The organism is Vibrio sp. E150_011 (assembly GCF_053544015.1).
Map to the genome: position 1 here is coordinate 28,137 of NZ_JBHFOL010000016.1, position 17,327 is coordinate 45,463.

Annotated in this window: 20 protein-coding genes; 15 read left to right on the top strand and 5 right to left on the bottom strand. The window is 43.8% G+C overall.

Annotation, left to right across the window (positions count from 1 at the left end; genetic code table 11):
• Positions 1-357 precede the first annotated feature (357 nt).
• From ACE1OE_RS19450 to ACE1OE_RS19460, 3 genes are all read left to right on the top strand, one after another.
• The gene (locus ACE1OE_RS19450) at positions 358-2,016 is read left to right on the top strand and encodes a DUF1800 domain-containing protein (RefSeq protein WP_449212010.1); all 1,659 of its coding nucleotides are present in this window, start codon (positions 358-360) and stop codon (positions 2,014-2,016) included.
• On the top strand, positions 2,013-3,323 hold the full coding sequence (locus tag ACE1OE_RS19455) for a DUF1501 domain-containing protein (RefSeq protein ID WP_449212011.1): 1,311 nt from the start codon (positions 2,013-2,015) through the stop codon (positions 3,321-3,323). Before ACE1OE_RS19450 ends, ACE1OE_RS19455 begins: the two co-directional genes overlap by 4 nt.
• Positions 3,324-3,587: 264 nt before the next feature.
• The gene (locus ACE1OE_RS19460; RefSeq protein ID WP_449212012.1) at positions 3,588-4,427 is read left to right on the top strand and encodes a hypothetical protein; all 840 of its coding nucleotides are present in this window, start codon (positions 3,588-3,590) and stop codon (positions 4,425-4,427) included.
• A gap of 405 nt (positions 4,428-4,832) precedes the next feature.
• Here the strand turns inward: ACE1OE_RS19460 and ACE1OE_RS19465 are convergent, their stop codons facing one another.
• Positions 4,833-5,750 carry a LysR family transcriptional regulator gene (locus tag ACE1OE_RS19465; protein ID WP_102532884.1) on the bottom strand — a complete coding sequence of 306 codons (918 nt, stop codon included), beginning with the start codon at positions 5,748-5,750 and terminating at the stop codon, positions 4,833-4,835.
• Between the two features lie 117 nt (positions 5,751-5,867).
• On the opposite strand from ACE1OE_RS19465, the gene ACE1OE_RS19470 reads away from it, so the two are divergent.
• From ACE1OE_RS19470 to ACE1OE_RS19480, 3 genes are read left to right on the top strand one after another with little or no spacing between them, the layout of a single operon-like run.
• Positions 5,868-6,809 carry an NADP-dependent oxidoreductase gene (locus ACE1OE_RS19470; RefSeq protein WP_449212013.1) on the top strand — a complete coding sequence of 314 codons (942 nt, stop codon included), beginning with the start codon at positions 5,868-5,870 and terminating at the stop codon, positions 6,807-6,809.
• A gap of 53 nt (positions 6,810-6,862) precedes the next feature.
• Positions 6,863-7,489 carry a putative quinol monooxygenase gene (locus ACE1OE_RS19475; RefSeq protein WP_372061146.1) on the top strand — a complete coding sequence of 209 codons (627 nt, stop codon included), beginning with the start codon at positions 6,863-6,865 and terminating at the stop codon, positions 7,487-7,489.
• Between the two features lie 12 nt (positions 7,490-7,501).
• Positions 7,502-7,816 (top strand): DUF1330 domain-containing protein, encoded by a 315-nt coding sequence (locus tag ACE1OE_RS19480; RefSeq protein ID WP_449212014.1) that lies wholly within the window; start codon positions 7,502-7,504, stop codon positions 7,814-7,816.
• Between the two features lie 160 nt (positions 7,817-7,976).
• Here the strand turns inward: ACE1OE_RS19480 and ACE1OE_RS19485 are convergent, their stop codons facing one another.
• A complete protein-coding gene (locus ACE1OE_RS19485) occupies positions 7,977-8,453 on the bottom strand; it encodes a redoxin family protein (protein WP_449212015.1) in 477 nt (158 codons plus the stop codon).
• A 239-nt stretch (positions 8,454-8,692) separates the two neighbouring features.
• Here ACE1OE_RS19485 and ACE1OE_RS19490 point away from each other — a divergent pair, with 239 nt between their 5' ends.
• The 6 genes from ACE1OE_RS19490 (at position 8,693) to ACE1OE_RS19515 (ending at position 11,399) form a co-directional block, all read left to right on the top strand.
• Positions 8,693-9,073 carry a nuclear transport factor 2 family protein gene (locus ACE1OE_RS19490; protein WP_449212016.1) on the top strand — a complete coding sequence of 127 codons (381 nt, stop codon included), beginning with the start codon at positions 8,693-8,695 and terminating at the stop codon, positions 9,071-9,073.
• A gap of 227 nt (positions 9,074-9,300) precedes the next feature.
• On the top strand, positions 9,301-9,576 hold the full coding sequence (locus ACE1OE_RS19495; protein ID WP_449212017.1) for a putative quinol monooxygenase: 276 nt from the start codon (positions 9,301-9,303) through the stop codon (positions 9,574-9,576).
• Entirely contained in the window at positions 9,560-10,105 is a 546-nt protein-coding gene (locus ACE1OE_RS19500; protein ID WP_449212077.1) for a LysE family translocator, read from the top strand. The genes ACE1OE_RS19495 and ACE1OE_RS19500 overlap by 17 nt, the downstream gene beginning before the upstream one ends.
• Before the next feature lie 104 nt (positions 10,106-10,209).
• Positions 10,210-10,542 carry a YnfA family protein gene (locus ACE1OE_RS19505; protein WP_449212018.1) on the top strand — a complete coding sequence of 111 codons (333 nt, stop codon included), beginning with the start codon at positions 10,210-10,212 and terminating at the stop codon, positions 10,540-10,542.
• A 106-nt stretch (positions 10,543-10,648) separates the two neighbouring features.
• Positions 10,649-11,068, top strand: coding sequence for a GFA family protein (locus ACE1OE_RS19510; protein WP_449212019.1), 420 nt, complete (start codon positions 10,649-10,651; stop codon positions 11,066-11,068).
• Positions 11,069-11,102: 34 nt separating this feature from the next.
• The gene (locus ACE1OE_RS19515; RefSeq protein WP_372061162.1) at positions 11,103-11,399 is read left to right on the top strand and encodes a Dabb family protein; all 297 of its coding nucleotides are present in this window, start codon (positions 11,103-11,105) and stop codon (positions 11,397-11,399) included.
• A 99-nt stretch (positions 11,400-11,498) separates the two neighbouring features.
• Here ACE1OE_RS19515 and ACE1OE_RS19520 read toward each other — a convergent pair whose 3' ends face one another.
• Positions 11,499-12,131, bottom strand: a complete 633-nt coding sequence (locus ACE1OE_RS19520; protein ID WP_449212020.1) for an SDR family NAD(P)-dependent oxidoreductase — start codon at positions 12,129-12,131, stop codon at positions 11,499-11,501.
• A gap of 235 nt (positions 12,132-12,366) precedes the next feature.
• On the opposite strand from ACE1OE_RS19520, the gene ACE1OE_RS19525 reads away from it, so the two are divergent.
• A complete protein-coding gene (locus tag ACE1OE_RS19525) occupies positions 12,367-12,711 on the top strand; it encodes an antibiotic biosynthesis monooxygenase family protein (protein ID WP_449212021.1) in 345 nt (114 codons plus the stop codon).
• 163 nt (positions 12,712-12,874) lie between these two features.
• Positions 12,875-13,447 (top strand): sugar O-acetyltransferase, encoded by a 573-nt coding sequence (locus ACE1OE_RS19530; protein ID WP_449212022.1) that lies wholly within the window; start codon positions 12,875-12,877, stop codon positions 13,445-13,447.
• A gap of 352 nt (positions 13,448-13,799) precedes the next feature.
• Here the strand turns inward: ACE1OE_RS19530 and ACE1OE_RS19535 are convergent, their stop codons facing one another.
• Positions 13,800-14,627 carry a sugar phosphate isomerase/epimerase family protein gene (locus ACE1OE_RS19535; RefSeq protein ID WP_449212023.1) on the bottom strand — a complete coding sequence of 276 codons (828 nt, stop codon included), beginning with the start codon at positions 14,625-14,627 and terminating at the stop codon, positions 13,800-13,802.
• Positions 14,628-15,014: 387 nt separating this feature from the next.
• On the opposite strand from ACE1OE_RS19535, the gene iolG reads away from it, so the two are divergent.
• Positions 15,015-16,001 carry an inositol 2-dehydrogenase gene (gene iolG / locus ACE1OE_RS19540; protein ID WP_449212024.1) on the top strand — a complete coding sequence of 329 codons (987 nt, stop codon included), beginning with the start codon at positions 15,015-15,017 and terminating at the stop codon, positions 15,999-16,001.
• 110 nt (positions 16,002-16,111) lie between these two features.
• Here the strand turns inward: iolG and ACE1OE_RS19545 are convergent, their stop codons facing one another.
• Positions 16,112-16,945 carry a MurR/RpiR family transcriptional regulator gene (locus ACE1OE_RS19545; RefSeq protein WP_449212025.1) on the bottom strand — a complete coding sequence of 278 codons (834 nt, stop codon included), beginning with the start codon at positions 16,943-16,945 and terminating at the stop codon, positions 16,112-16,114.
• Positions 16,946-17,327: the final 382 nt, after the last annotated feature.

The following is a 17,327-nucleotide window of genomic DNA, read 5'->3' on the forward strand; positions in this document are numbered from 1 at the left end:
GCAGATATTTTTGAAGTCCAGTATTACTGGCCTTACATTACGAATTAACGGTCATAAGCATGGTGTTAACGGTCATAAGCATAGTGTTAACGGCCATGAGCTTAGTATAAACGCTCTGAAACCTATTATGGCAAAGCTTCATTCAATAAGCGTCTTGATGTGCCTCATATCTACATATTCATTCGCATCATTGAAGTTTGATGATGATTCAAGTTTGGTCGTGACTTATTGGCAAGCGAGATCCTGGCAAACGTGAACCCATCGCACAGTTTATATTGGGTTAGATTGCTGTCACTGATGATCTTCGTTAGTGTGCGAAAAAATCGTTTACAGAATAAGGTTTCTGAGTTGTTTCCAATGTTAAAGCACAGTGGCTTCAAGCTGAGTATATGCTTCCTTAGTATTTCACTGCTCTCAGCATGTGGCGGAGAGGGTAACGGTGACGTTCAACCTCCTATTACCCCTGGGCCAACCTTCCTGACACAAGATCAGCGTTATGACCTTCTCTATCGGTCGACATTTGGGCCCCAGCCAGATTCCTATCAGAAATTAACAAACTTGGGCTATAAGAGTTGGCTAGATAAGCAGTTTTCTATGGCCCCAAGCCTGCATTCAACACGCCTTAAAGCGTATCCACTGGAACCAGGGAAAGACAGCTACAACCAATCCGATCGCGTGGCTGTATGGTGGGACCTTAGCCTGAATGCATCGGATCAATTACGACAGCGTGTCGCGTTTGCGTTGAGTGAAATTTTCGTGATTTCACGGTATGGCGCTAGCTTGAATGGTCGAGCCTTAGAAATGACCGACTACTACGACATGCTCATTACCCATGCTTTTGGCAATTATCGTGATCTGATTGAATCAGTGACGCTTCATGCCGCGATGGGCGATTACTTGTCCATGATGGCGAATCAAAAGGCCAAGCCAGAGAGTAATCGCTACCCTGATGAAAACTATGCACGTGAAGTGATGCAATTGTTCAGCATTGGGCTGTATGAATTAAACCCAGATGGCACAGAGAAGCTTGATGACCAAGGGCAGCGGATTCCAACGTATTCGCAAAATGATATTGAAAATCTTGCACGCGTATTCACCGGTTGGCACATCGCCGAGAAGAGCAAGCCATCGTGGGGGTCTAAAGATGGGAATTGGTTCTTGCCTATGGTCGCTTATCCGGAGCATCATGATGACGAAGAAAAGGTCGTAATGGGCGAGGTATTTGCACAGGGACAAACCGCCGAGCAAGATATGGCGCAAGCGATGGATATGTTGCTTAACCACCCAAATACGGCTCCATTGATCAGCAAGCATCTTATCCAAAGGTTGGTGACGTCGAATCCTTCTCCAGCTTATGTTGCCCGAGTTAGTGCGTTGTTCGCCGACAATGGTGAAGGAGTAAGAGGCGATCTTGAAGCGGTAATCCGCGGGCTCCTAACAGATAGCGAAGCCCTTAGCGGCGGCGATCGGTCGCCCGTTAAGATGAAAGAGCCTTTGATAGTGATGACTAATTTTTTCCGTGCTTTAGAGGCGAAATCAGCGGATCCTTCGGGGCGGTTCCATAACTCCATTGGCACGTTTGGGTCATATGGGCAGTCTCCGCTTGGTTCGCCAAGCGTGTTCAATTTTTTCTCTCCAGATTACGCCCCAAATGGCGAAATCGCAGCTGTGAATGACGTGGCACCAGAATTTGAGATCTTGAGCTGGAACAATTTTATTCTCACCAATAACCAGCTTTGGGCAGCCACTGGGCGAACAGATTACGAGGGAGAAGATAACCCGAATCGTATTGTCATCAATACCGCGTCTTTAGAAGCGATCGCCAATGACCACTCGGCATTGATTGATGAGATTGAGAGGCGTCTGCTTTCTCAAAGAATGAGTGAGCCTCTAAGATCTGTCGTATTAGAAGGGTTAGAAGACCTTCGCGATACACAGCAAAGCTTAAAAGTCCGAAATGCACTCTATATTGTCGTGACTAGCCAAGAGTTTCATATTGAGGAGTTAGCCCCATGATTTCCCGACGTCAACTGCTAGCGGCCATGGCCTCGACACCGCTCGTCTCGGTGATGGGCACCGGCTCCGCATATGCGCTGCCAAATAATGATTACAAAGCCCTCGTTTGTGTGTTTCTGTTTGGCGGTAATGATGGCTTTAACATGTTGGTGCCCAATGATAATGCACACTATGATGAGTACGTGACTGCTCGTCCGGATATTGCCATCCCACAAGCATCATTATTGCCTTTGTCATTGAATACGGGATCAGATCTGACATTGGGTTTGCACCCATCAATGGTTGATGTTCATAATCTTTTTGGCAGTGGAAAAATGGTCGCCATTGCGAACAGTGGTGTATTAATAGAGCCTTCAACAAAAGCGGGATTAGATAATGGAACGCACGCGATGCCACCCTTTTTATTCTCTCACAATTCCCAACAAGCCGAATGGCAGCGCGGTTGGTCTGGTAGTACAACAACGTTAGGTTGGGCGGGACGATTGATGGATGTGCTTAGCAGCGAGACTGACGCCATTAGTCCAACGTTTAGTCTTAACGGGTATGCTCAGCTACTGAATGGCAGCGATCACAGTGCTAACCTGATTAATGCATCATCACTGCCTCAAATGAATGCCATCAATAACGTTCAGCGTCGTAAGAGCTTTGATCGGGTGATGAATCTATCTCCGCAGACAGCGTTTGGGCGAGAGTTTGACCGTGTGAAGGATGATTCGATTTCAATACGAGATACGCTAGCAGCAGCGATTGATTCTGTGCCGGAGGAAGGGCATTTTCCTGATATTTCGCTAAGTCATCAGCTGCATACGGTTGCGAGACTAATCAAGTCGAGTGATCAACTTGGACACCAGAAGCAAGTCTATTTTGTCGGCTTAGGTGGCTTTGATACACACGCCAACCAATTGGATGACCATGCAGCATTGATGAGCGCTTTGAGTCAGTCGCTTGCCGCGTTCAATCAATCAATGGAAACGTCAGGGTTGGATGATAAAGTTACAACAATGACAATGTCTGATTTTGGTCGACGTTTAGCAAGCAATGGTACCGGAACTGACCATGGTTGGGCCAGTAACCACCTTGTGATGGGGGGCGCGTTAAATAGTGGACAGTTATACGGACAGTGGCCATCGCTAATCCTTGATGGAGAAAATGATTTCAATAAAGGGCGAATGATTCCAACAACCTCTGTTGATCAAATTGGTGCGACAATCGCGAAATGGATGGGAGTGAAGAGTGATAGTGCAATGGCTTATATCTTTCCAAATTTAGCGAATTTCTCAGTACAAGATTTAGGGTTCTTGAGATAATTGCTCCCAAAATTCAAAAATAACCATCATCCCCTTGAAAAAGGGGATCTTCTTCAGCAAGTAGTAATCTTATTTTTATCATTTTTTGTCTGTATGAATTTTATTTGCACAACCTAACCCTGATTCAAGTCAAATTATTTTGAAATACCAGTCGACCTTTGTAAGGGGTAACTACCCGACAAGAATTAGTAGTGGTATTATCGCCGAAATTTATTTTAGTAATACCAGATGTAAATGTACAACTTTATTCTTATAGCCGTGTTGATGTTAATTTCAACTCAAACTTTCGCACTTAACCAAATTGAAGTATCCGCTCAAATACAACGAACCCACTTGATTAGAGAGTATGAAAGTAGTTTTCTAATTAATAATGAAAATACTAAAAGCCACAATGGGCTTGATGCAAAAATTGGGTTGCTAGAAGTGGGTATATCGATACCTGTCTATCGTGGCTTTAGGGCAATAGGTACGATAAGTATTGGTGATGACAATCACCAGAATATACTTTGGATCAGTCAGTATAGTCTTGATAATAATATTGGAACCCAGCCAAATCATGGTGGATATAATGAATATTCTGATGGGCACCTTAAGTACAAGAACTATAGAGTTGGAATTGAACAACAAACAACCAATATGTTGACAACGGGCATTTATTTAGCCAAAGAAGAAGTAGATTCACGTTCAGATACATTACATGCATCATCGATTCCAGCTACAACATACTTTGAAGAAAGCTTTAAACTCGAAGGTTATTCGGAGATACACACCCGAACGCCATTGAATGGTGTTAGTGTAGGAATCCAAAATATCATTACCTTGCGCCGCTCCAGTGTAAATCAGTCATTTTGGTATCAGGGGAATAATAATTGGGTAAGCTTTAACGCGCCATCCATACAGCTTCTATCTTCTCCATATATGCTTATCAATATCACACCAGGTTTTTTTATGCGGATGAGTTTAACTCATACAGTATTCAAAGGGTTGAAGCAAAAAGATGTGGAGTTTGAATCTACCTCATTGGCACAAATCTCAGATGTTGGTATCGATGCATATAGCGGCTCTCAAACAAATGTGGCATTAAACGCCAGTTATTGTTTCTAATACAATGAACTAATGTAGTTGTGATTTAATGAATTAGCGGGCATAAAATAGCTGTATGCCAGAGGCACCAGAGAAGTGCTGTTGGATCAGCTTTCTCTCTACAATATTTAGGGTTCTTGAGATTATTGCTCCTAAAAATCCAAAATAACCGTCACCCCTTGATAAAGAGGAACGTTAGCAGCGTGTTGTGAGTTGATTCCTATCACTGGCTTTAAATTTAAGTGCGTTCGCCGTATTGAGTGAATCTAGTTTTTATGAGGACGCCGACCCAGTTTGAGGTCGGTTAGAGAGTGATGAACTAAGATGTCGCAGTCCAATTCTGAGTAAGGGAGAGTGGCTCTCGCTCATTTGCATTTTAATGAGTCTCAGAAAATGGTCATAGTTGTGCACTAGATAAGAGCCAAATTACATTAGCAAATCCTCGTACCTCACTTTATTGGTATTGATGATTTTTTTTTCAATAAAGTCTAAAAACACCTTAACCCTAGCGGGTAAAATTCTGCCGGGTGGCCGTACTGCCCAAATTTTCGTGTCATTCAAAAGTTTATAATCAGGAAGGATTTGAACCACTTGACCTGATTTTAATGACGGTCCTGCGTGCCAGTAAGAGGCCATACCAATCCCCATACCAGATTCCACTAGATCACTGATCGCATCCCCCAAGTTTAAAGAGATTGGGTTTGCTACCGATACCTTTTGGACTTTCCCATCAACATCCATAAACGCCCAATCTACGGCGTGACCTAAGGGTAAACATCGATGCTTAAGCAAATCTTCGGGGCTTTTGGGCGTACCATATTTTTCAATATAACTTGGTGAAGCGACTAACGTAATAGGATTGTCAGCCAAGCGCCGTGCTAATAGGTTACTTGAAGATAAGTTACCGATACGGAAGGCTAAGTCGTAACCATGCTCGATCAAATCCTCGGTTTTGTCGTTAAAATCAATTTCCAATTCAAGATTAGGATACAACTCGAGTAACTCAGGGATAAAGGGAACAATGTAGTGACGGCCGTATGAAGCAGATACCGCCACCTTTAATCGCCCTTGAACATTGCTTTCACTACCTTTGAAGACATTTGCCACCTCTTCAACATCGTCAACAATACGCCTTGCATGAGGTAAAAATATTTCACCGTCATGAGTCAAAGTGATGGTTCTTGTTGAGCGGTGGAACAGTTTTACGCCCAGCTCTGCTTCTAACTGTTGGACTCTTTGACTGGCATTAGTTGTTGACAACCCAAAGTCTTCGCCAGCGCGCCCAATTTTGCCTATTTCTACAACCCGTAAGAATAACGCTAAGGTTTTTAGATCAAAATTCACGTCATTTGCCTTTTAGTTAATCCCGAAATTAAGGATAGTATTTCCTTAAATCGCCAGATGATACCAAATAATAGCATGTATATACTCATTTACGAGTTCACTAATGGAGACCAACCAATGAAAGCAATTATCACTCATCAAGCAGGCGGCATTGAAAACCTACAGTTGCACGATGTAGAGCAGCCAAGAATTGAAGACAATGAAGTACTAGTAGAAACTCGAGCCATCAGCATTAATCCTGCGGATACCAAAGTGAAGTATGCAGAAGAAGCGTTACTTGATTTGTATGGTGAAGAGCGTCCAGTCATTTTAGGGTGGGACATTGCGGGCACAGTGATTGAGACAGGAGCAAACGTCACTAATTTCAAAGTTGGTGATAACGTCTTTGGCATGGTGAACTTCCCGGGAAATGGTAAAGCGTATGCGGAGTATGTTGCCTCTCCTGAATCACATCTCGCATTAATGCCTGAAGGCATCAACTTTATCGATGCAGCAGCAACCACACTTGCCGCGATGACGGCCTATCAGGCATTAAACGGTCGGGTCAATCAAGGTGATAACGTTCTTATTCACGCTGGCTCTGGGGGGGTAGGTCACTTTGCCGTTCAGATGGCCAAACAAATGGGCGCAGTTGTTTATTCAACAAGTTCTGTTCGCAATAAGGATTTTGTGATGTCTCTTGGTGCAGACCAACACATTGACTATCGTGAGCAAGACTTTGAAAAAGTACTTCATGACATTGATTTCGTCTTTGACACAGTGAGCCCAGAAAATGCTGAAAAATCATTGCAAGTGCTACGTTCTGGTGGGCAACTCGTTTCAATTACGATTCGAGAACCTTCAGATAGTATGCAAAAAACCGCGTTTGAATCAAATTTAACGATTACTCCGCTTCTTGTTCAGTCTAACGGTGGAGATGCTTCAAAGATTGCTGAAATGCTCGCAAATAACTCGATAAAACCGCACGTATCGCAAATTTTTGAGTTTAAAGATTTAGCTCTGGCGCACACCGCTGTTGAAACTGGTCGAACGGTTGGTAAAGTTATTGTAACGGTTTAATTTTATTTTAAGTTATTGATATTAAGTTTAAAAACCTGATAGGGTGCAAAATCATGATAAACCAAATTTTAAAGTTCACAGTAAAGCCTGACTATAAAGATGAATTTCAAAAAGTGCTATTGGAGAACCAACAGGCGAGTCGCCAAGAAGCCGGTAGTGTGGAGATGCGAATCTACGTCGATAACCAAGATGCTAATTTGTTTTTTGCTTATGACCGTTGGGTAGATCAAGAGGCTTTGGATTCGCACTTACAGCAGTCCTACACTCAAAAACTCATCAAATTAACAGAAATAGCTTTGGTTGAACCTGCGATGGTTTTGAACCTTGGTGAAACTGCCCCTGCCCCTGTTGCATTGAAGCAAGCAGATAAAGACGATGAGAAATTTAATATTTTCTTCATTTTCAAACTAAAAGTAGAACACCGTGAAGCGCTAATGGCTCAATTCGAGGAGCATATTGAACACACTCGTACCGAGGCCGGTAATCTGTTGTTTGATTTGTACACTGTTAATGGCAGTGATGACACGTTAGCAGTGTACGAACACTGGAGAAAAGAATCGGATGTTTGGGATATCCACTTTAATCAGCCTTACTCAAAAGTAACAGGGGCGTTGATGGAGAAAGCCGTTGTGGGTGATATGAACCAGTACATGAACTTTGTTACTCAAATAGCAGGCTGATTGGAGATAATAATGACGGTTTATTATGTGGTTAATTATGATATTGCGGATGAAGAGCTGTATGCGCAATACAATCCGGGGTTAAATCATGTCACGGCCAATACTGTTGCAAAGCATGGTGGTGAGATTTTAGTCGCAACAAATGAAGGTCAAACAATGTCGGGTCGATGCTTACAAATGAAAGTGATCATTCAGTTCCCAAGTCGAGAGTCGGCGTTGGCGTGGGATAATGACGTAGAATATCGTGATGCAAAACGGATACGTATTGCTGCCACTACAAATATAGAGTGCTACATTGTAGACAAGTTGGTTGTTCCGCCTAACTAAAAGGCGTCTATTAAGTCAGTGGCTATTCACTATTTGGGTGAGCCATACGCTTTTGGAAACCCTTGTTATCACAAAGGGGGCGACCTCATTTAGATAGGTTAGAAAGTGACACGCTAGAGGGGATGCCCAAAAGCGTGTCTGAACTATGTTGGCGTTAAACCTACTTCAACGTCGCTAAGATAGTTTCGGCTTTGCTGGCTTCAAACTCTTTGGGTGCTTCGACGTTTAACTGTGTCACGACACCGTTATCTACTACCATGGCGTACCTTTGTGAGCGAATACCGCCGAAAGTGGCAGTGTCCATCTCAAGACCGAGAGCCTTGGTAAAGCTGGCGTCACCATCACCCAGCATCATAATCTCATTGGCATTTTGTGCCTCGCCCCATGCCTGCATCACGAACGCATCGTTTACTGAGACACACGCGATAATATCGATGCCCGTTGCTTTAATCTCATCCGCCAACACAACATATCCAGGCAAATGTGCCTCTGAACACGTTGGTGTGAATGCGCCTGGTACCGCGAAGAGAACTACGCGCTTGTTTGCAAATAGTTCATCGGTGTTGTGGGTTAACATTCCAGTATCAGCAAGTTCGCTAAGGGATGCTGTTGGCAATGTTTGGCCTTTCTGAATCATATCGACTTTCCTTGTTGTATTCGTATTAAACAGTTTAGCGACTAAAGCATGCACAAACCACCCATTGAAACTAAGGAGATTACTCGTTTTCCAATAACCCACTTTAAAAGCATTTATAGGTGAGTTTCCAAGCAGTTATCTGGCTTCATTTTAGGCCAGACAGCGTGTTTATGGCACAATGACTTTAGTTTGGTGGTGCTATTTACATCTTAATGCGTGCTAACGACATAGAGGGAAATATGAACTCACAGGAAATTGTTCTCGAATTCTGGGATGCAATGAAAAGCAATGATTTCGTAAAAGCGAGCGAGTGGTTAAGTGCCGATTTTGAAGGGTACTGGCCTCAATCTTCGGAGCTTGTCATTGGCCGAGCTAATTTTGTTGCGATAAACCGTTATTATCCAGCAACCGGTAGTTGGCAATTTGAAATTAATTCAATCGTATCGAACGGCACTGAGGTCGTAACGGATGTGTCGATAACGGATGGTACCCAAGTCGCGCGTGCGATAACGTTTCATACTGTTGAAAATGGCTTAATTAGAAACCAAAAAGAGTTTTGGCCTGATCCAATGAAAGCTCAAGCATGGCGCTCACAATGGGTAGACATAGTGTGCGAATAAGGTCGAGGTTTTGTGTTTATCTTGGTACTTGTTTTGGCATTATGGAACAAGAGCTCGTTTAACCATTAACCATTAAAGTCAACCGAGATTCAAGTTCGTTCGCGGTGTCTCGCATTTTTAGTTGCAGTAAGTTTAGTGTTGACGGTGCAAGGTGATAGCGTCCAGTTGCTTTGTATCCAGTCACTTCTCATGCAATTTAATGCAGCATTAAACAGGTAAGAAGAAACATGTCCAAAATAATACTCGAGGGATACATTATTGTTCCTAAAACCGGGCTTTCGGCTGTCATCAAAGCACTTGATATTCATAAACAGCTCACGCTTCAAGAAGACGGTTGCCTTGTTTTTGATGTCATTCAATGTCAAACCGATCCCACTCGTTTTGATGTTTACGAAGAGTTCGTAGATAAAGCGGCGTTCAATCGCCATCAACAACGTGTCGGCGCGTCAAATTGGGGCGCGGTTACAAAAAATGTCGAACGGTTTTATGAACTTCGCGAATGACAGTCAAGATAATGGTACATACGAACCATCTTGCGCTATTGGACTGGGGCGCTTAACCGCATTCGCTGCCATGATAGTGTTGGCAGCGTCAGGGTTAGCTGTCGTTCTCTATACATCAGAGACTCTATTTTTTCTGATTAAATTATCGGGTGCGATTTACTTATTGTGGATTGCTTTCAATCTATGGTGTTCTAAACCTAGCCCTGTCACAGAAATAGAGCGTAACAAAAATCGAGTGGGACTCGCTAAACAAGAGTTTGTCTTAGCAGCAGGCAACCCCAAAGCTATATTGATTTTTACTGCTTTTTTGCCTCAATTCGTTGACGTCTCTGGTAATGTTAATGAGCAATTTTTCATTTTGGGCGGAATGTTTCTAGTTTTGGAAATGTTGGCCATCACGCTCTATGCTTCCTTTGGTTTATATCTGAGGCATTGGTTCTCAAAGCCAGAGATAGCAAAACGCTTTAACAAGGGCTGTGCCATGTTCTTAGCGTTATCCGGTGTTAATTTATTAGTGAGTCGCCAGTGATAAAGCGATAGACCTGTATATTGGCAAAGCAGTAAAGCAGTAAAGCAGTAAAGCAGTAAAGCAATAAAGCGATAAAACCACATACCCATTATCTAAGGGATTTCATGCTTGAACTTAAAACCGTTGGCCTTTTTGTTATTACGGCTATCGCTGAAATAGTAGGCTGTTACTTGCCTTATCTATGGCTGAGACAAGATAAGAGCATATTACTGTTAATACCGGCTGCTTTGAGTCTTGCCGCTTTCGCTTGGTTGCTGACACTTCATCCTACCGCCACTGGTCGCGTTTATGCCGCCTATGGGGGCGTGTATATTTCTGTCGCATTGTTATGGCTCTGGGTGGTTGACGGAGAGAAGCCTACGGCGTGGGATTTGGTTGGCGGTTCAGTCGCTTTGATTGGCATGGCTATTATTATGTTCGCCCCGAAGAGTGCTTAATCACGTTGAACAACGTTTCTTCGTACCTTCAGGTTGGCTTACATGGCAAGGCGCGACATGCAAAAGGGCGTGAAGTGATACATTGTCATCTATAGAGGAAGGATTTATGTCTAGTTTAGAAACTCAGTGTCTTTGCGGGGCAGTGACCATCGTAGCGCAAGAGGTGAATCCTAAGTTTACGGTTTGTCATTGTCAATCCTGCCGAACTTGGGGTGGTGCGCCTTTTTTTGCGGTCAAATGTGGCACTCAAGTGAACATTGCCGGCGGTGATAACGTCAAAATGTTTGAGTCATCAGCTTGGGCGTCTCGTGGTTTTTGTACCGAATGTGGCACCCATTTGTTTTATAAGTTTAAGGAAACGGGTGAATACAACATGCCCGTCGGTCTATTTCCCAATTTAGAAGGGTTAGAGATGGATATGCAATATTTTAGCGATGTGCGTCCGAGTTATTACTGTTTTTCTAACGAAACCAAAGAAATGACGACTGAGGAGATCATGGCTTACTTCTTGGATAAAGTGTCATGAATTTAGACCGACGCAACCGTCAGGACTACGCCAGATGATTAGACATTTATTGCTGATTAAATTTAAAGAGTCCGCTAAGCCACTTGATATTGAACACCTGAAAGGTTTATTCGAATCAATGCCCGACAAAATTGAGGGCGTCGTTTCAGTGGAATGGGGGATGAATGACAGCCCCGAAGGTAAAAATAAAGGGTATACGCATTCTGTCTTTATGACGTTTTCAGGCGAAGATGCGAGGCAGCGATACCTGCCTCATCCAGAGCACGAGGCATTGAAACAAGTATTTCGTCCATTACTTGAAGATGTTTTGGTCTTTGATTATCAAGTGTAAAAAGACCAAAGTAGAGGGATAAATGAACATGAAACGAATTATTCATTTGAGCTATTGAGGCAGAGAGTAAGGCATACTCCCCACCATGAGTTTGAAGAGCTAGCTTGCTAAACTCGGATCAATGCATTGGTAGATTTGTCCTACCGCGTCACTGCGAGAGAGTAATTCATGGCTTAATCTCGCGACTTCTCCTCGTGAAATCGTGCCATGAACCTCTATCTCTTGTGAGATTTGCCCTTGATTAGACGGTGCGCCATCTTTCAACCCGCCAGGTCGTAAAATCGTATATTCTAGTGCGCTGCTTTGAAGCCAGGCTTCAGCCAGTGTTTTCTCTCGCACCGCGCTACCAAAGCCAATCTTGGCTCGGTCGGAAAGATATTTCCAAGAATCCCCACACCCAAGAGAGGTGATCAGTAATAAACGCCTAGACAAGCTAGTTTCTAGAGTATCGATTAGATATCGATGTCCTATATAGTCCACAGGGTTGTCAGAGTGAAAGCTTCCCATAGTGGAGATGTTTACGGTGTGATCCGGTAGCTTCTCAATCGTATCTTGCACTTGCTCTTTGATGGTGGCGTCGCAAGAAATAGCGGTGATCTGGCGCTGAGATAAGGTCACGTTCTTACTTGGGTTTCTTGCGATAGCAATGACATTGAAACCTTGATTATAAAAGTAATCAACCATAGCTGCCCCAAGCCCACTAGCGGCACCCCAAATCGCGATGTTATTCATAAATATTCCACACTGTTACTAATGATATTGATAATAATTTACATATTTAAATGAGAATAGCTAGCAATAAAGGTGAGATTTGCTGAATAAATATGTTTAACATCTGACGGATGATGATGCTTAGAGGCTTGCGAGTTACCATCTGGTGCATTGATGATTAGTTTCTTGCTATGAATCATCAATATATTATTGGCGTTCAATACAATGGTTTCTTTACGTTTATAGTGAGTGACATGTGATTGCCGTGATTTTTGAGGTTCAAGTAGCCGAAGGTAAGACAAAGGAATATTTAGATATTGCCAACGAGATAAAGCCGTTATTGACAGAAATTGATGGCTTTATATCAGTCGAACGTTTTCAAAGCTTAACGAATGACGGCAAGGTGCTGTCGCTATCATTTTGGCGTGACGAAAAGGCGATTCAGCAGTGGAGACAACTTGAAGCACATCGATTGGCTCAGAGGCAGGGGCGTGGTGGTGTGTTTCAAGATTACAAATTAAGAGTGGCAGGTGTGATACGTGACTACGGTATGGATAGGCGCGATGAAACGCCAAAAGATAGCTTAGCGAAACACAATTAAATTGGCATTGCTTATACTATCGACGCGTGATGAATGAGAATAGTGATACATGCCATTCGCTTATTTGTCCGTCGTTACAATGGCATATCAGCAACAATGGCATATCAGCAACAATGGCATATCAGCAACAATGAGATATCAACAAAAGAGGCATAGTTAGCAGATGAGTGAATTTGAAAAGATGTGCTTGGGCATGGATTATGACGCGCAAAGTTCAGAGTTTGATGCGCTTCGAAATACGGCGTTTGATCTTCTACAAAAGATCAATCAGCGACAGTTTGAAGCCGCCAAACCTTATGTCGCACAGTTGTTTGCTCATGTCGGTGAGCGCAGCGTGGTTTGCCCGCCTTTTTTATGTGAATACGGGAAAACTATCTCAATCGGCCACGACACCTTTATTAATATGGGAGTGACGATGTTAGATAATGCGCCAATCACGATAGGTAACCATGTGCTCATTGGTCCTAGCACACAGTTTTATACGCCAACACATCCTTTAGACCATCAGCGACGCAGGAATTGGGAAATAACGTGTTTACCGATCATCGTGGAAGATGATGTATGGATCGGCGGCAACGTGGTCATTTGTCAGGGGGTAACGGTTGGTGCTCGCTCGGTGATTGCTGCGGGCTCCGTGGTAACGAAAGATGTCCCGCCCGACACGTTAGTTGGGGGTATGCCAGCAAAAGTGATCCGTATTCTTGACACGTCACCATCCGCGGCAGATAGTCCATAATTGGCTGAAAGCAGATTTAGCCGCAGTGCTTACCGCAGAAGATGATTCAGCGATTCCATCAGGCCAAGGCAAATGACTTGCCGAGCACCTATCGGCAGATTATCAGCATGCTTCAGAAGGTTATGGTCATATGACGTATTGTGCTGGACCCTATCAGCAGCTAGGCCAATCGCTATTAGTAACCAAACCAATCACTAGTGGCTGCCCTTCTTCGTGGACGAGAGTTAATATCGAAATGACAGAAGGGCGACCGTGTATTCGGTTGCCCTTTACTACGTGCCTATTTTAATTAGGGCACGGGTTAAAGGGCGTGGTTACCGGTAGACTCCGGCATTGGGGGGCTATCTATTTGTTATGAAAACAATCGCTTCATACCTGCTAACATGCTGGTGGCGGTTTCGTAATGATCACCTTCCCACAGTTGGTCATTTAAAAATTCCCCTGAATAGAACCCATCATATCCGGTGCTTTGAATCGCCGCAGTCCATTCTTGCAACGGAATATCGCCTTCACCCAACAAGCAGTTTCGAAGTTCTTTCTCGTCAACCCAAGGTGCGCCGACTTCCGGGCGGTGGCCATCGGATATATGGACATTGTAGATAAGAGATGGATCAATCTTCGCCATGTCTTCTGGGGTGGCCCCGCGGCACGCCCAGAAATGCCATGTGTCGAGAACAAAACCAAAGTTATCTCGGCTAACGGCATCGTGCAGTTGATAGTACTGCTCTAGGGTGGCGATGGGGGTCCATGCTGCGCCCTCATACTGAAAGCGAATGCCATGCTCTTTACCAATATCCGTCATGTTGCGGATATTTTGAGCCGTGATTTTGATGTTATCTTCAATCGATAATCCAGTTAGCGCTTCAAATGCATTCAATTGAATGGTGGGCGCACCAATGTCCTTGGCAAACTGACAGAGTATCTCGGTGTCTTTAAAGAGCTGGTGTTGTGCTTCTTTGGTCGTACTTTCGACACTACCGATTATATCGATGGCTGAGGGCGTAATGTGGGCATCATTCAATCGAGTTTTAAGAGCTTGGCTTGTTAAGCCCGCATTAATGTAGCGCCATAATTTCTCGGTATGAATTTCTAAGCCGTCATAGCCAGTTTCTTTCGCTAGGCGAATGTCGCTGACGATATTGTTGTGTAATGAACACATTCCGTGCAGTGCATAGCGCATAAAGTCGTCCTCTTTTCGTTGCCATACAGCTCGAGCTGTTGGCATGGTGTCAGTGTGATTATGCTATTCTTTACTGGTTGATAAATTTTTTCCATTTTTAAATTTTCTTTCTGTGATGTTACATCGATAATTGCAATATTTACCGATTTGTTGCGCTTTATTTCTGGAAAGGGTGCACTTTTAGAGGTATTTTGGGTGATAATATTTTTTCATTTCGGTTTGGTTGCTACATTTTTTCGTTGTTTTTAGCCACTTACATAGACAATCCATATTGATGTTTAAACAAGCAATACGTCGTGTGAAATGAAAAATAGGAAGGTCACAAATGCGTGACGGTCTGCCACAGTCGCTGTTGATGCAGCACACTCTACATCACAAGGAAAAAGTATGTTTAACATCGCTTTATTTGGTGCGGGACGCATTGGTAATGTCCATGCGGTCAATATCAGCAATCATCCAAAAACGACATTGTACTCAATCGTAGACCCGTATGTAGAGGGCGCGAATAAACTGGCGCAGCAATATCGTGCAAAGATCCAAACAATAGAAGAAGCGATGGCTGATCCTAATGTTCATGGGGTATGCATCGGATCTGCAACGGACACGCACGCGGATTTTATTGAGTTAGCGGCAAAAAATGGCAAGACAATCTTATGTGAAAAACCGATCGATTTAGAGCTGAGCCGAGTTCGTGATTGTTTAGGTGTGATAGAGCAGTACCCAGTGCCAATGCTGGTTGGCTTTAATCGCCGATTCGATCCGCAGTTTCGTCAGTTAAAAGCAAAGCTCAGTGCGGGTGTGATTGGTAAAGCTGAATCCCTGTTGATCACGTCTCGTGACCCGTCTCCTCCTCCGGCGCATTATGCAAAAGCGTCTGGTGGTATGTTTCGCGACATGAGTATCCATGACCTTGATATGGCGCGTTTTATCTTAGGTGAAGACCCAGTATCTATTACTGCGCATGGCAGTTGTATGGTTGATAAGGCGATTGGTGAAGCGGGGGATATTGATACCGCAGTGATTGTTATGAACTTCCCATCGGGCGCCATTGCGACGATTTCCAATAGCCGCCGTTCTGGTTACGGTTATGACCAACGCCTCGAGTTACATGGTGAGAAAGGGTTGCTACAAGCGGGTAATATGAAAGAAGACTTGGTGCAGCACTGGGGAGATAGCGGCTGCGTGAGTGCAAAGCCGCAACTCTTTTTCTTAGAGCGTTACGAGCAGGCCTACATTAATGAGTGGAACCATTTTGTAGAGATTCTTGAAGGGGAAGCAATGCCACTTTGTAGCGGCAAGGATGGGGAATTTGCGCTTGTCCTCGCAGAGGCGGCTTTAGAGTCAATGAGAACTGGAAAAACGATTAAGCTTTAGATGGAAAGTGGTGTATTGATTTATTGGTTTGATAGAGTCGAGCTTAATACTGACCGTCCATAACTCATAACCCACAACGCATTGCTTAATGACAAAGGCAGAACTCACGATTAATCGAGGGTTCTGCCTTTTTTAAATGCGAGCGATACCGCCAAGGATTGTGCCAAGCATAAAGACGCAGATTGTGACCGAAAGGCATCGACACTGGCTTCTTTTACGGTAAAACACACATCGCTATAGGCCGCAAGCGGACTGACTTGATTGTCGGTAATCACGACTTGCTTCGCCCCGATTTTGGAGGCCATTTCACAAAGCTGGACCGTTTCCGTTGCGTACGGACTAAAGCTGATTGATACGACCGCATCATTCGGTCCCACCATGCCAAGTTGTTCTTCAAACATCCCGCCTAAACCATCGATAAGAAAGGCACGGCATTCAATATGACGTAGCGCGTAGGTCAGGTAAGACGCCACGCTAAAAGAGCGTCGCAGACCAATTAAATAGATGTTGTCGGCTTGCGCTAAGATATCAACGGTCTGCTTGAGCTTTTCTGGCGAGGTCAGTTTTGCCAATTGCATCATTGCTTCAGCGTTGGCTTGCGCGAACTCGTATAAAATGTCTTCAGGCTCTTCTCTCGGGTGGTCATCATTGAGTGCTTTCACTAAACGTGTACGTTGAGTATAGCTGGTGGTCTCTTCAACGAGGTTTTGACGAAATATTTGTTTCAGTTCATTGAAACCACTAAACCCAAATGCATTAGCAAAACGTATTAGTGTCGATGGGGGAACGTCCGCCGCTTTCGCAATCACGGCAACAGTGTCAAACGCCACACTGTTTGAGTTTTCAAGCACGTAGTGAGCAACTTGCTGTAGCCGCTTACTCAACGTACTGTGTTGTTGGCGAATTTGGTTTTCTAGTTCATTGAGGTTGGTCGCAGCACGCATAAAAAACATCCTAAAATTTTTACGTTTGGCAGAGTGGAGATGAACGCCTCCTATATTACCGTGCAAATTGATGATGTGAAGCAGAGTCGGCAAGAATGAAACATTTATTTCATTAAATGTAACACGGATAAGATGCCCAATTACTTTCTTTTTAGAAAAAAAAGGCCACGAGAGCGGTGAGCTTGCGTGGCACGGAAAACCTCTTTCAAGGCCCCTACATTCAACTGTTGTCTGACCATCGATTGACGGCATTCGTCATCTTTTTTTGTGGTCGACTATTTCAATAAGTGTTGCTTTGAACGTTTCTATTTATGCCTAGCCTAAGCCCCTAGTTATTTCGAGACTAAGGACTTGCTATGTCTAGGCTAAGTGATTGTTATTT

Bases quoted from the DNA above. Each gene is read 5' to 3' on its own strand.
- ACE1OE_RS19450 (WP_449212010.1), top strand. From the start codon at position 358: ATGTTAAAGCACAGTGGCTTCAAGCTGAGTATATGCTTCCTTAGTATT.
- ACE1OE_RS19455 (WP_449212011.1), top strand. From the start codon at position 2,013: ATGATTTCCCGACGTCAACTGCTAGCGGCCATGGCCTCGACACCGCTC.
- ACE1OE_RS19460 (WP_449212012.1), top strand. From the start codon at position 3,588: ATGTTAATTTCAACTCAAACTTTCGCACTTAACCAAATTGAAGTATCC.
- ACE1OE_RS19470 (WP_449212013.1), top strand. From the start codon at position 5,868: ATGAAAGCAATTATCACTCATCAAGCAGGCGGCATTGAAAACCTACAG.
- ACE1OE_RS19475 (WP_372061146.1), top strand. From the start codon at position 6,863: ATGATAAACCAAATTTTAAAGTTCACAGTAAAGCCTGACTATAAAGAT.
- ACE1OE_RS19480 (WP_449212014.1), top strand. From the start codon at position 7,502: ATGACGGTTTATTATGTGGTTAATTATGATATTGCGGATGAAGAGCTG.
- ACE1OE_RS19485 (WP_449212015.1), bottom strand. From the start codon at position 8,453: ATGATTCAGAAAGGCCAAACATTGCCAACAGCATCCCTTAGCGAACTT.
- ACE1OE_RS19490 (WP_449212016.1), top strand. From the start codon at position 8,693: ATGAACTCACAGGAAATTGTTCTCGAATTCTGGGATGCAATGAAAAGC.
- ACE1OE_RS19495 (WP_449212017.1), top strand. From the start codon at position 9,301: ATGTCCAAAATAATACTCGAGGGATACATTATTGTTCCTAAAACCGGG.
- ACE1OE_RS19500 (WP_449212077.1), top strand. From the start codon at position 9,560: ATGAACTTCGCGAATGACAGTCAAGATAATGGTACATACGAACCATCT.
- ACE1OE_RS19505 (WP_449212018.1), top strand. From the start codon at position 10,210: ATGCTTGAACTTAAAACCGTTGGCCTTTTTGTTATTACGGCTATCGCT.
- ACE1OE_RS19510 (WP_449212019.1), top strand. From the start codon at position 10,649: ATGTCTAGTTTAGAAACTCAGTGTCTTTGCGGGGCAGTGACCATCGTA.
- ACE1OE_RS19515 (WP_372061162.1), top strand. From the start codon at position 11,103: ATGATTAGACATTTATTGCTGATTAAATTTAAAGAGTCCGCTAAGCCA.
- ACE1OE_RS19520 (WP_449212020.1), bottom strand. From the start codon at position 12,131: ATGAATAACATCGCGATTTGGGGTGCCGCTAGTGGGCTTGGGGCAGCT.
- ACE1OE_RS19530 (WP_449212022.1), top strand. From the start codon at position 12,875: ATGAGTGAATTTGAAAAGATGTGCTTGGGCATGGATTATGACGCGCAA.
- ACE1OE_RS19535 (WP_449212023.1), bottom strand. From the start codon at position 14,627: ATGCGCTATGCACTGCACGGAATGTGTTCATTACACAACAATATCGTC.
- iolG (WP_449212024.1), top strand. From the start codon at position 15,015: ATGTTTAACATCGCTTTATTTGGTGCGGGACGCATTGGTAATGTCCAT.
- ACE1OE_RS19545 (WP_449212025.1), bottom strand. From the start codon at position 16,945: ATGCGTGCTGCGACCAACCTCAATGAACTAGAAAACCAAATTCGCCAA.